This is a genomic window from Moraxella caprae DSM 19149, from assembly GCF_000426885.1.
In the GTDB taxonomy this organism is placed as follows: domain Bacteria; phylum Pseudomonadota; class Gammaproteobacteria; order Pseudomonadales; family Moraxellaceae; genus Moraxella; species Moraxella caprae.
The window spans coordinates 35,117-47,720 of the sequence record NZ_KE384584.1 but is presented as its reverse complement, the minus strand read 5'-3'; the positions used below and the strand labels follow the sequence as shown (position 1 = coordinate 47,720).

12 protein-coding genes are annotated in these 12,604 nt (G+C 45.4%); 10 read left to right on the top strand and 2 right to left on the bottom strand.

Annotated elements, in window-relative coordinates:
• Positions 1-115 precede the first annotated feature (115 nt).
• Positions 116-1,336, bottom strand: coding sequence for a magnesium/cobalt transporter CorA (corA, locus tag K941_RS16130; protein WP_084137783.1), 1,221 nt, complete (start codon positions 1,334-1,336; stop codon positions 116-118).
• A gap of 169 nt (positions 1,337-1,505) precedes the next feature.
• Here corA and K941_RS0113480 point away from each other — a divergent pair, with 169 nt between their 5' ends.
• The 8 genes from K941_RS0113480 to pyrF all read left to right on the top strand — a co-directional run bounded on the left by K941_RS0113480 (position 1,506) and on the right by pyrF (position 8,317).
• Positions 1,506-2,465, top strand: a complete 960-nt coding sequence (locus K941_RS0113480) for an RDD family protein (protein WP_029103991.1) — start codon at positions 1,506-1,508, stop codon at positions 2,463-2,465.
• A 142-nt stretch (positions 2,466-2,607) separates the two neighbouring features.
• Positions 2,608-3,327 carry a uracil-DNA glycosylase gene (gene ung / locus K941_RS0113475; protein ID WP_029103990.1) on the top strand — a complete coding sequence of 240 codons (720 nt, stop codon included), beginning with the start codon at positions 2,608-2,610 and terminating at the stop codon, positions 3,325-3,327.
• Between the two features lie 26 nt (positions 3,328-3,353).
• Positions 3,354-3,896: a tRNA adenosine(34) deaminase TadA gene (gene tadA / locus K941_RS0113470; protein WP_407662300.1), complete on the top strand. Its 543-nt coding sequence runs from the start codon at positions 3,354-3,356 to the stop codon at positions 3,894-3,896.
• Between the two features lie 202 nt (positions 3,897-4,098).
• The gene (cmk, locus tag K941_RS0113460; protein ID WP_407662301.1) at positions 4,099-4,809 is read left to right on the top strand and encodes a (d)CMP kinase; all 711 of its coding nucleotides are present in this window, start codon (positions 4,099-4,101) and stop codon (positions 4,807-4,809) included.
• A 157-nt stretch (positions 4,810-4,966) separates the two neighbouring features.
• On the top strand, positions 4,967-6,640 hold the full coding sequence (rpsA, locus tag K941_RS0113455) for a 30S ribosomal protein S1 (RefSeq protein WP_115341084.1): 1,674 nt from the start codon (positions 4,967-4,969) through the stop codon (positions 6,638-6,640).
• 184 nt (positions 6,641-6,824) lie between these two features.
• The gene (locus K941_RS0113450; protein ID WP_172462010.1) at positions 6,825-7,175 is read left to right on the top strand and encodes an integration host factor subunit beta; all 351 of its coding nucleotides are present in this window, start codon (positions 6,825-6,827) and stop codon (positions 7,173-7,175) included.
• A gap of 8 nt (positions 7,176-7,183) precedes the next feature.
• Positions 7,184-7,582 carry a lipopolysaccharide assembly protein LapA domain-containing protein gene (locus tag K941_RS0113445; RefSeq protein ID WP_029103985.1) on the top strand — a complete coding sequence of 133 codons (399 nt, stop codon included), beginning with the start codon at positions 7,184-7,186 and terminating at the stop codon, positions 7,580-7,582.
• 24 nt (positions 7,583-7,606) lie between these two features.
• Positions 7,607-8,317, top strand: coding sequence for an orotidine-5'-phosphate decarboxylase (gene pyrF / locus K941_RS0113440; protein ID WP_029103984.1), 711 nt, complete (start codon positions 7,607-7,609; stop codon positions 8,315-8,317).
• Positions 8,318-8,532: 215 nt separating this feature from the next.
• Here pyrF and nagZ read toward each other — a convergent pair whose 3' ends face one another.
• Entirely contained in the window at positions 8,533-9,600 is a 1,068-nt protein-coding gene (nagZ, locus tag K941_RS0113435; protein ID WP_029103983.1) for a beta-N-acetylhexosaminidase, read from the bottom strand.
• 155 nt (positions 9,601-9,755) lie between these two features.
• Here nagZ and K941_RS0113430 point away from each other — a divergent pair, with 155 nt between their 5' ends.
• Entirely contained in the window at positions 9,756-11,948 is a 2,193-nt protein-coding gene (locus K941_RS0113430) for a carboxy terminal-processing peptidase (RefSeq protein WP_029103982.1), read from the top strand.
• Positions 11,949-12,129: 181 nt separating this feature from the next.
• The gene (ndk, locus tag K941_RS0113425; protein WP_029103981.1) at positions 12,130-12,561 is read left to right on the top strand and encodes a nucleoside-diphosphate kinase; all 432 of its coding nucleotides are present in this window, start codon (positions 12,130-12,132) and stop codon (positions 12,559-12,561) included.
• The last annotated feature ends 43 nt before the right edge of the window (positions 12,562-12,604 follow it).

Genomic DNA, 12,604 nt, shown 5'->3' with positions numbered 1-12,604 from the left:
CAATTTTCCAATTTCAATTTTCCAATTTCAATTTTCCAATTTCAATTTTCCAATTTCAATTTTCCAATTTCAATTTTCCAATTTCAATTTTCCAAGTGGTAAATAATTATCATTATTATAACCAACCTGCCTTTCTAAATTTATGATAGAGATATAGGCAGACCGCCAAGACCATGCCGATGACCATAAAATAGCCGTATTTCCAATGAAGTTCGGGCATGAAATCAAAGTTCATGCCGTACACCCCTGCCACGGCAGTCGGCACGGCGGCAATACCTGCCCAAGCGGCGAGTTTTCGTACCACGTCGTTCTGTCCCATGGTGACCATTGCCATGTAGGTGTCCATGGCGACCGATAGCATCTCGTTAAGACCGTTCACCGCATCAATGGAGCGGAGAAGGTGGTCGTTCACGTCACGAAAATAGGGCTTGGCAGCGGCAGGAAAGGCGGAGACCAGCTCGTTTTTTTTGTGGTTGATAAAAAAGTTACACACGTCTTGGACGGGCAGAATCACCGCACGCATGTGTACCAGTTGCGATTTTAGCTCATACAGGCTTTTTAGGGTGGATTTGCTAAACTCATACGAGAAAATGTTGCGTTCTTGTTCACGCAAATAGTTGCCCAAACGGTCGGTAATCGGCAGGTAGTTATCGACAATAAAGTCCAAAATGGCGTGCAGGACAAAAATCGGGCCTAGGCGAAGTTTCTCGGGTCGTCTGTGGCAATGCTCACGCACGGGGGTGTAGGAGTTGGACGCCCCACGCCGTACGCTGATGATGAAGTTTTTGCCCATAAAAATGGCGGTCGTGCCATAGCGGATGTAGTTGTCTTCGAGCTTGGCGGTACGCACGACCACGAAAATGGTGTCGTTGCCATAGCTTTCGACTTTGGGGCGTTGGTGGTCGGCAAAGGCGTCTTCTAGGGCAAGTTCGTGCAAATCAAAGGCATCTTGGACTTCCTTGACTGTCTCAAAACTGGGGTCGTGTAGCCCAAGCCAGATGAATTGGCTGTTGTTAGTCAGTTGGCGACTGACTTCATCGATGGCGAGTGTGGCAACAGGCTCACCCGTCTTACGAGAGTAGGCGTAGCAGACGACAGTTTCGTTATCGCCTGAGTTCTCTTCTAGGTCTTCAAAACGGTCGGCATCGGGATCATAGACCGTCATGGTCTCGATGGTGTCTTCATCGGTGGCGTCAGCGTCGCCATAGATGTAGCTGTCTTCTTCGTCGTGGAGATTTAGGTCGTCATCAGGCTCGCTGGGCAAATCGGCAGGCTCAAACAGCTCTTCTTGTAGGGGTGTGGTGGATGTTTTTGTTGTAGGCGTGGTGTGTGGCATGCCGTCCCCTAAAAATCAAAATGAATAAGCAAATGCGATATTATAGCAAGATTTGCTTTGTTGTGGCAAAAATTTGTTGGTCGGTATAAACAAAATTTCATGGTTTTTTGTGGCTAATGGGGGGCTAAAAGTGGTAAAATAAGCCAAATTTTAACCTTGATATGACAACATGAAAATCTACCTAGCACGAAACAACGTCCAAGCAGGGCCTTATAGCTTAGATGAACTAAACCGCATGCTCCTATCGGGCGAAGTTGCCCTAACTGACTTGATGTGGCACACGGGCATGAGCGAGTGGCAGACGGTCGGGCAGATGACAGGTGGGGTCTATGCTTATCAGCCGTCTGTGCAAACACCGCCCAGCCCAACACCTCCAACTGCCAAGCCCGAACAGCGCGGCTTTGGCGATAATGTCGATTTTGTCAAAGACAAGCCTGAGCAAAAGCGGGTATCGGTTGCCGAACTCTATGGGCGTAAACCCATACAAGACCCCAACGCCAGTCAGAATGACAAGCCAAAACGAACTGAGTCAAATGCCCGTCCGACCAAAGAGCGGATGGCAAGCGTGCTAAAAGATGATGGTACGATAGAATATGCCAGTATTTTGTCTCGCTTTTCGGCATTCGCCATTAATGTGGGGCTGTATATCTTGGCGTTACTACCGCTCATCATGGCGTTCATGCAGGTGGTGGATGTCAATGAGATAGCACGCCACGCCCAAGATTATCAAGCCTTGCAAGCGTATAGTCAAAGTTTGGTGGATAAAGTGTCAAAGACTACGGTCATGATAAGTAATCTTATGTTTTTGGCGTTGCTTGGCATTCAGCTACTGCTTATCATCATGCGTGGACAATCGTTTGGCAAACTGGTGATGGGCATTCGTGTCGTGGACGAAAAAACAGGCAAATTACCCAGTTTTGGCACGCTTGTATTTATGCGGACGTTGTTTTTGATTGTGGTGTATGCAATTGGGGCGAGTATTATGTCAGGACTACCTGCGATGGGAATGCTTGCGGTAAATTATGGCATGGCAAAAGGTAATGATAAAAATCAAGGCTGGCACGATAAAATGACCAAAACTTTAACGGTAAAAGCCAAACCTTCACAATTGGATAAAACCAAAAAATAATTCTTGATATTTTATTAAAGTGTAGGGGCGAATTACATTCGCCTTTAATTAAAAATTTAATCAAACCAATACAGTTTTTTAAATTTTTATTTTCAAAAAATAAATTATCAATACCCATTTTTAATTTATCAACATAAAAAACATGAATACCAATCTTACCCAAGACCAATTAACCGCCTTAAACAAAGTACAATTACCCGATGATTGGAAATTTGCCTTAGCGGATATATTATTATCACCTATGATGGATGATTTGCGTGCTTTTTTGCAAAACGAATACGCCCAAGGCAAAACCATTTATCCGCCAAAATCACAAATTTTTAATGCCCTAAATACCACACCCTTATCAGCCGTCAAAGTTGTGATACTCGGTCAAGACCCCTATCATGGGGCAGGGCAAGCCATGGGGCTGTCGTTTAGCGTACCAAAAATCATTCCCAAACCGCCAAGCCTTGCCAATATTTTAAAGGAACTTGCCACCGATTTGGGCATTCCTGTCTCGGCTCATGGCGATTTGACCCATTGGGCAAATCAAGGCGTGCTACTGCTTAACGCCACATTAACGGTAGAAAATGGGCAGGCAGGCTCGCACCAAGGTAAAGGCTGGGAAGAATTTACGGACGCGGTGATAGATGTCATCAACCGCCAAACTGACCGCACGGTTTTTATTCTGTGGGGCAGTTATGCCAAGAAAAAGGGGCGGTTTATTGACACCTCTCGCCATTTGATTTTAACCGCCAATCATCCATCCCCTTTATCGGCGAACCGTGGCGGATTTTTTGGTTCTCGTCCGTTTTCGCAGACCAATGATTATCTCATTAGACATGGCAAAGGGGTGATTGATTGGGCGTTGCCACAGTAATGGCGTATCGTGAAATTGTGCCTAAAATGGCGTGTGATTTGCCAAATTTTAGTTCCTTAACATTTTGGTCGCCTACCGATGTCGCCATGATGAACCACGCCCTAACCCTTGCTAGACTTGGGGCGGAGCGTGGTGAGATACCTGTGGGGGCGGTGGTGGTGCATGATGGACAGATTTTGGGCGAAGGCTTTAATTGCCCGATTAGCACGCACGACCCCACGCACCATGCCGAGATTGTCGCCTTGCGTCAGGCGTGTGAGCGGGTGCAAAATTACCGCTTGCCGATTGGCAGTACGCTGTATGTTACGTTAGAGCCGTGTACCATGTGTTTTGGTTCGCTCATTCATGCCCGTGTCAGCCGTGTGGTGTTTGGGGCGTATGAACCAAAGGCAGGGGCGGTGACAAGCCAATTAACCCTCGCCAAAGAGTCGTTTTATAATCATGTCATCAATATTCAAGGCGGACTGTTGGCAAATGAAAGTTCAAAGCTACTAAGTCAATTTTTTAAACAAAGACGAGCCGATAAGAAAAAGGCGAAAATTGAAAATCGGTTAAATGGCGAGCATTGATTTTTGTATTTTTAATTCTGTTTTATGATATTTTAAAATCATCATTTAAAAATTTGCTATTGTTAATCAAACATATCTTTGAAAGGGCTTGTGGGAGCGAATTACATTCGCCCTATGATAAAACATTAAATTTTGGCAAATAAATTTATACCTACATACCCAATTTTAAAAGACATTTTTATTTTAAAAATTTATTAAATTTATTCTTAAAAGAGAAATCCCCATGACAACCCCAAAAATCATCACCATTGACGGTCCATCAGGTGCAGGTAAAGGCACGGTAGCATATCGCCTTGCCGAGTATTTTGGTTTTGAGCTGTTAGATAGCGGTGCGTTGTATCGCATTGTTGGGCTAATGGCATTTAAAAACGGCTTGCTTGACGGTACCGACATTGACGAGCAAAAAGTTGCCAAATTAACTAAGTCTTTAAACCTATCTTTTCGCCCCAATACCGCCACAAAAACGGTGGAAATCCTAGTGGATAACACCCCCCTAACGGACGACATTCGCAACGAAATCGTGGGCGGATATGCGTCCCGTGTCGCTTTGTTGCCAAGCGTACGGACGGCTTTGTTTGACCTACAAAAAAACATGGCAAAAGACAGAGCAGGACTTGTGGCGGACGGGCGAGACATGGGGACGGTGATTTTCCCCGATGCTTCTGTCAAGGTATTTTTGACCGCAAGTGCCAAGGCTCGTGCCGACAGACGGGTGCTACAACTACAAATGGCAGGCAAAGTGGCAGATTATGAAGCGATATTAGCGGACATCATCGAGCGAGATGAGCGAGATGAAAACCGTGCTGTTGCCCCAAGTCGCCCTGCTGTGGATGCCCTTGTCATTGACAGCTCCGACAAATCAGTAGATGTGGTGTTTGATGAGATTTTGACGTTTGCACAGGGCAAATTATAAATCATCAAAAAAGATGTGCATTTACCCAAAAACTTTGCTATAATATTGCCGTTTTATTTTTTATTTGCCTATCATTTGCCAAAACCAGTATCGCAAACGACTGGCAATCATCTGAACCGTACTGACTGGACAGGCTACGGCTATTTTTAAGGTATACATAATGGTATCATTTGCTGAACTGTTTGAACAAAGCAATGCAAACGAAGTAAAAGTTGAAATTGGTGCAGTTATCCAAGGTCAAGTGGTTGCGATTGACAACGACTGGATTACCGTGGACACAGGTCTAAAATCAGAAGGCATCATCGAGCGTGGCGAGTTTTTAAACGAAGCGGGCGAGCTTGAAGTTGCTGTTGGTGACACTGTGGACGTGGTTATCGAAAAAGTTGATAACGGCATGGGTCAAACAGTGCTTTCTCGTGAAAAAGCAAAACGTGAAGAAAGCTGGCGTGCACTTGAACAACTTCATGAGAATGACGAAATTGTTACTGGTCTTATCTCATCTAAAGTTAAAGGTGGCTTTACGGTTGAGATTGGTTCTGTGCGTGCGTTCCTACCAGGTTCATTGGTGGATGTACGTCCTATCCGTGAGACCACTCATCTTGAAGGCAAAGAGCTAGAATTTAAAGTCATCAAGATTGACAAAGTTCGTAACAACATCGTGGTATCTCGCCGTGCCGTTATGGAAGCTGAAAATAGTGCTGAGCGTGATGAACTGCTTGCCAAACTAGAAGAAGGCATGGAAGTTCAAGGTATCGTTAAGAACCTAACTGATTACGGTGCGTTTGTTGACCTAGGTGGTATCGATGGTCTGCTACACATCACCGACATGGCGTGGAAGCGTATCAAGCACCCATCAGAAGCGGTAGAAGTTGGTCAAGAGCTTAAAGTTAAAGTATTGAAGTTCGACCGTGAGCGTAACCGTGTTAGCCTAGGTCTAAAACAGCTTGGTTCTGATCCATGGGGCGAAGTTGAACAAACTTACCCAGTTGGCACCATCACCAAAGCTCGTGTAACTAACCTAACTGATTATGGCTGTTTTGCTGAGATTGCCGAAGGTATTGAAGGTTTGGTACACGTTTCTGAAATGGACCACACCAACAAAAACATTCACCCATCAAAAGTTGTCCAAGTGGGCGATGAAGTGAATGTGATGGTTCTTGAAATCGATGGTGAGCGTCGTCGCATCAGCCTAGGCATCAAGCAAACCATGCCAAACCCATGGGAAGAGTTTGATAAGAAATACTCAAAAGGCGACAAAATCACTGGTACCATCAAATCAATCACTGACTTTGGTCTGTTCATTGGTTTAGAAGGTGGTATTGATGGTTTGGTTCACTTGTCTGACATTTCTTGGAATGAGTCTGGCGAAGAAGCCATCCGTAGCTACACCAAAGGCGACACCGTAGAAGCCCAAGTGCTACAAGTGGATGCCGAAGGTAACCGTATCAGCCTAGGTATCAAACAGCTTAACTCTGACACATTTAACGAATACCTATCTGCCAATGAGCGTGGTGCCATCGTTAAAGGTACAGTCAAAGAAGTAGATGCCAAAGGTGCAGTTATTACCCTAGCGGATGACGTAGAAGGTTACCTGGCCGCTGCCGACATCGCACGTGAGCGTACCGAGGATGCATCAAAAGTGCTAAACGTGGGCGATGAAGTAGAAGCTAAAATCGTTCGTGCCGACCGCAAAGCTCGCAACATTACTTTGTCTATTAAAGCCAAAGACGAAGCCGATGAGCGTCAAGCACTAAAAGAGCTGTCAAATGCAGTCACTGAAAATCAGCCAAAAACTTTGGGCGACATCTTTGCCGACCAACTAAAAGGCTAATCGCTGATTTATCAGAAGACCTTGAAGTGATTCAAGGTCTTTTTTTGGATTAAATATTTGAAAATTAACAAAAAATTGATTTTATTTTTGGCAAAATTGCGGTATGATGGCACTTTAACTTGAACCTTGCTCATTGGTAATTTTGTTGTGAATTTGAGTAAGGTGTGGTTCAAAAGGTGAAAAAATGCAAGAAATTAAGCAAGAAATCAAGCAAGAGAACAAGTCTAGCCATAACAGCGAAGATGTGATGAAAAAGTCAGATTTGATTGCAAATGTGGCATCTAAATGTGATAATTTAGAAGAGATGGCAGTTGATGAGGCAGTGCGTGAGATTTTGGACATGATGACGTACAGCATTGCCAAAGACGAGCGAGTAGAAGTTCGTGGCTTTGGCAGTTTTTGTTTACATCATCGTGATGCTCGCAGAGCTCGCAACCCCAGAACGGGCGAGTATGTGGATGTCGAAGCCAAAGCCGTGCCACACTTCAAACCAGGCAAAGCGTTGCGTGAGCTTGTAGATATTCATAACAGATAAGGTATCTTATGTCTTTATTTATCATTATTTTATTGGTGTTGTTTTTTGGTTATGCCATCGCCTTGGTACTTGCCAATAACAGCGAGATTGCGGTCAATCTGCTGTTCTCACAGGTACCAACCACGAATTTGGGGTTATTGCTTGTCCTAACCATTGCTTTGGGTGTCTTCATTGGTATCTTGTTGTCGGTGCTACTATTTAGGGTGCTACAAAACAAATTAGAAATCCGCCGTTTGCGTAAAGAAAAGGCAGATTTGCAAACCAAATTAGACGAAGCTAATGTCGTGATTGAGCATTCTCGCCAGTCGCATATCTTGGCGGACGAAACCAAAGTTACCGTCCCTGAGCAGACCATCACGACCATAGAATCTGACACTCGTCCCCTGTCTGATACTCGTTCTTTATAATCCTTGCTTTTAAGACAAAGAACCATGCAAATAAATACACATACCCCAATCACATCTCCCATCATCGTTGCGGTGGATAAGCATGATTTACCATCGGCTTTGGCACTTGCGGACAGCTTAGACCCGAATTTATGTCGTTTAAAGGTGGGTAAAGAGCTGTTTACTGCCTGTGGCAGAGATGTGGTGGATGCGTTTCATGAGCGTGGGTTTCAAGTTTTTTTGGATTTAAAATTCCATGACATTCCCAATACCACAGCTCAGGCGGTCTTGGCGGCGGCTGACATGGGTGTGTGGATGGTGAATGTGCATGCATCCATTGGCTCCGATGCGATGGCACTGTGTAAGGCACGCCTAAATGACGGTGGTTATGATACCCTGCTCATCGCAGTGACGGTACTAACATCAATGACACAAGATGTACTCGGTGAACTGGGGGTGCAAGGCACGCTAGATGAGCATGTCATGCGACTGGCGGGTCTGACTCATCGTGCGGGGCTTGATGGGGTGGTCTGCTCTGCCAAAGAAGCGTCGCTTTTAAAATCTACGTTCGGGCAGGCGTTTAAACTCATTACCCCCGGTATTCGCCTGCCCGATGATGATAAGGACGACCAAAAACGCATTTGTACGCCCAAAGAAGCCTTGGATAATGGTTCGGATTATTTGGTGATTGGGCGTTCTATTACTCAGGCTGATGAGCCAAGACAGAAATTGACTAAGATTTTACAGACGATTTAGGGCTGTTTATCAATATTTTAGCGTTGTTGGGACGTGCTTGCCTTTGGCATTTGCAATGAAAAATGAGAAAAATCGCCCATCTTTCATGTAAAAATTGATTGAAATTTTCAAGTTTTCATCTTATTTTATAAGAATGTTATCAATGGTAAGCACGCCCCAATTAAAATAAACTATTTTCAACGCTCTCTTTGATGGTTGAACCTATATATTTTACCTTAGATGTAATTCGTCGGGTCCCTCTCATCTTGTCTGCCAATATCATTAAAAAATTCCCCAAGCACATTATCTCTTGCGGTATTATAATGGGCGAATGCCTGACAAGTGGTAGTTAAGTCGCCTTGCCAAGTAGGTATCACGCTTTTCATCTTGCCAAAGCGGTTTGGCACATCAGGCATACCTTTGGCAAATTCTACCGCAAGGATAGCATCATCACGGCTATTGCAAACGAGTGCCATGTCGCACCCTGCGTCTATGGCGGACTTGACCCGAGCGGTTACGTCCCCTGCCACATGGGCGGCTTTCATGGATAAATCGTCCGAGAACAACACGCCATCATAACCCATTTTATCCCGCAAAATCTCCTGTAACCACACTTTTGAAAAACCTGCTGGCTTGTCATCAATTTGACTAAAAATGACATGGGCAGGCATCAGGGCAGATAATTTGGTTAAGTTATTTTTAAAGCTGATTAAATCACACCCCCAAATCTTATCAAGCGAGCGGGTATCCACCGCATCGGATACGTGCGAATCAGGGGCGATAGAGCCATGACCAGGGAAGTGTTTGCCCGTGGCTTTCATGCCTGCGTCATTCATGCCATCTATAAAGCGTGATGATAGGGCGGTAACGACTTGCGGGTCGGCATGAAACGCACGATCGCCGATGACAAGGCTATACCCATCAATGTCTAGTACAGGGGCAAAGCTAATGTCCACACCCACGGCAAGCACTTCACACGCCATGAGATACCCTGTATCATAAGCAAGCGATAGAGCAAGCTCGGGGGGGTTATCATCATAAATCTCCCCCAATCGCCCCATGGCAGGCAGGGGCGTAAAACCGTCTCTAAATCGTGCCACCCGTCCGCCTTCTTGGTCGGCACTGATGATAAGGCGTGGATTGACCGCTCGCATGCTGTCGGTCAAGGCTCGCACTTGGGCGGGGTCTTTTACGTTACGTTTAAATAAAATCACCCCACCCAATGCGTCATTTGCCAAAAACGCCTTATCGTCATCGGTTAGGGTTAAACCGTCCACGTCCGCCATGATAATACCAGTTGCCATAAATTATCCCATAAGAATTTAAAAGGCTTATTATGCCATAAATTGTACAAATTTTACTAAAATTCATCACAAATTTAGGCGGATGAAAGAAAGATGTGTTATGATAAGTCATTTTTAATTTGTCAGTTGTGACAACCAAGTTTGGAAGTACTATGATGTCAAAAAAACAACTTTTTTTATCAGGGGTAGCAACAGTCATTGCAGGCGGTTTGTTTGCCCAAAGCTATGTGGGCGTGGCGATGGCACAGGACAAAGTCGGGTTTGAGCCGACTGCCGAACAAAAAGTCACCGCCCGTCAAGTGTCATTATTGTTGGACAAATCCCATTATCTAGACCAGCCCCTAAATCAGGAAATGGGGGCGAAAATCTTGACCATGTACTATGACCAGCTTGACCCATCACGCACGCTGTTTTTGCAGTCGGACATCGATGAGTTAAATGCCAAATATGCCGATAATTTTGCCGAACGCCTAAAACGTGGCGACTTGTCGGCAGGGATTGAGGTGTTTGAGCGTTATCGCACACGTTCCAATGAGTATTATGATTTTGCCAAAGAGTTTTTAAAAACCGATGTCAATCTAAACACCGACAAAACCATCGTGCTAGACCGTGAAGAAGCCCCACGTTTTAAGAGTGTTGATGAGCAGCGAGAGTTTTGGCAAACGCAGACCACCTATGCACTCATCGGGCTGACGCTTGGTCAAGAAGATGACAAGGCAAAGGATAAGGCATTTTTGGATAATCCTGAGTTGGCTCGGGGACAGGATTTGGTGCGTGGCGATGAGCGTACGCCCACCGAGATTTTGCTAAACCGCCTAAACCGTCAGCAAGAACAGCTTGCCCGCCTAAAAAATGATGAGATCATGGAGACGATTTTAAATGCGGCGACCTTGACTTACGACCCACACAGCAACTATTTTGCTCCTGTCCAAGCCAATGAAATGCAAATCCAGTCAAATTTGCAATTAGAAGGCATTGGCGTATCCATTCGCCCTGACCGTAAGAACCCTGATTATATCCGTATCGTGAGCCTAGTGGACGGTGGTCCTGCCCAAAAAACAGGGCAAATCCAAGCCAATGACCTGATTTTGGGGGTTGCCCAAGATGGCGAGAGTATGGTGGATACGGTCGGATTTAGCACCCGTGAGATAGTGGCACTCATTCGGGGAGCAAAAGGTACGTCTGTTACCATTCGTGTTAAACAGCCCAACACGCCCGACAGTTCGGCTCGTACGGTCACCATCGTGCGTGACGTCATCAAACAAGAAGATTCAGGCGTGCATCACCGTGTGATTGAAGTGCCTTATGATGGTGGCATCAAGCGTGTGGGCGTGTTAGAAATTCCTAGTTTTTACCTTAACTTTGCCGCACGTCGTAGTGGGGCAGGGGCGGATGAGTACCGTTCGGTCAGCCTTGACACCGAAAAAGCCATCAAGGCGTTAAATGAGCAAAACATTGATGGCATGGTGGTGGATTTACGCAATAACCCTGGTGGTTCGCTAGATGAAGTTGCCAAAATGCTGGGGCTATTTATAAAAGAAGGTCCTTTGGTGCAAATCCGTGACAATAAAGGCAACGTGCAGGTATTTGCCGATAAAGACGGTGGCAAACAGCTCTATGCAGGCGAGATGGCGGTGCTTATCAATCTAGGCTCGGCATCTGCGTCAGAGATTTTCTCAGCGGCGATTCAAGACTATGGGCGTGGACTGGTGGTGGGCAGTACAACCACGGGCAAAGGCTCGGCACAGGTACAGCGTGATGATTTGGCACTTGGGTCAATGACGATCACACAGCGTAAATTTTATCGTATCACAGGTGGTAGCACCCAAAACAAGGGTGTGGTGCCTGATGTGCCACTGGTGAACATCTATGAAGGGGTTGAGTTTGGTGAGCGTGAGTATAAAAACCCCTTGGAGTGGGACACCATCAAAACCACGCCATTCATGGCACATGGCAAATACGCCAAGGATTTGATGGCATCGCTCATCGCATCATCAAAGGCACGCCAAGAGAGCAATCCACAGTTCAAATATTTGACAGCACTCAATGACATTCGTGCCATGGATGATGACAAAAAACCTGCCGATGTGGACATTGACAAACGCCGTGCCAAGCGTGACCTTATTGAGCAAAAAACCTTGGCTGCCGAAAACGCCCGTCGTCAAGCCACAGGCGAGACCCCATTTACCGACTGGTCGATGTATCAGGCAAGTATGGACGCCCTAGCCGAAGAGCGTAGCTTGATGAAAGAAAACGAACGCCCCCAACTGCCCGAGAGTGAAGCGTTTGTCATCGAAGCGGCGACCTTAATGTTTGAAGCCAAAGACAAAAAGACAGTGGTGGAATAGTATAAGGCAAAAGTGGGTAAAGAAAAATAAAGCATGGCGGGTTTGTCATGCTTTATTTTTTGCTAAAATTTATCGTTATCCCCTAGGATTTTTATCAAAACTTGGTTATAATAAAAAAGATTTTGACCGACAAAACGGCAAAATTATGAACTTATTCATCCATTTATTTTAAGGAAATATCATGGCTATTGAACGCACACTTTCTATCGTAAAACCAGACGCAGTGGGTGCCAACCACATCGGTGAGATTTTCTCTCGCTTTGAAAAAAATGGTCTAAAAATCATCGCCACCAAGATGAAACATCTATCAAAAGAAGAAGCCGAAGGTTTTTATGCTGAGCATAAAGAGCGTGGTTTTTTTGCTGACCTAGTGGCATTCATGACCTCAGGTCCTGTTGTTGTGTCTGTACTAGAAGGTGAAAATGCGGTACTTGCTCACCGTGACATCCTAGGTGCGACCAACCCAAAAGAAGCAGCAGCTGGCACCATCCGTGCTGACTTTGCTACCAGTATTGATGAGAACGCCGCTCACGGTTCTGACAGCACCACATCTGCTGAGCGTGAGATTGCTTATTTCTTTGCTGATGACGAAGTTTGCCCACGCACTCGTTAATCTTTGCCCAAAACTGCTAAGCAAACAAAAACCGAGCCATGAT

Bases quoted from the DNA above. Each gene is read 5' to 3' on its own strand.
- K941_RS0113450 (WP_172462010.1), top strand. From the start codon at position 6,825: ATGCAAGAAATTAAGCAAGAAATCAAGCAAGAGAACAAGTCTAGCCAT.
- K941_RS0113445 (WP_029103985.1), top strand. From the start codon at position 7,184: ATGTCTTTATTTATCATTATTTTATTGGTGTTGTTTTTTGGTTATGCC.
- tadA (WP_407662300.1), top strand. From the start codon at position 3,354: ATGGCGTGTGATTTGCCAAATTTTAGTTCCTTAACATTTTGGTCGCCT.
- ung (WP_029103990.1), top strand. From the start codon at position 2,608: ATGAATACCAATCTTACCCAAGACCAATTAACCGCCTTAAACAAAGTA.
- pyrF (WP_029103984.1), top strand. From the start codon at position 7,607: ATGCAAATAAATACACATACCCCAATCACATCTCCCATCATCGTTGCG.
- K941_RS0113430 (WP_029103982.1), top strand. From the start codon at position 9,756: ATGTCAAAAAAACAACTTTTTTTATCAGGGGTAGCAACAGTCATTGCA.
- ndk (WP_029103981.1), top strand. From the start codon at position 12,130: ATGGCTATTGAACGCACACTTTCTATCGTAAAACCAGACGCAGTGGGT.
- nagZ (WP_029103983.1), bottom strand. From the start codon at position 9,600: ATGGCAACTGGTATTATCATGGCGGACGTGGACGGTTTAACCCTAACC.
- corA (WP_084137783.1), bottom strand. From the start codon at position 1,336: ATGCCACACACCACGCCTACAACAAAAACATCCACCACACCCCTACAA.
- K941_RS0113480 (WP_029103991.1), top strand. From the start codon at position 1,506: ATGAAAATCTACCTAGCACGAAACAACGTCCAAGCAGGGCCTTATAGC.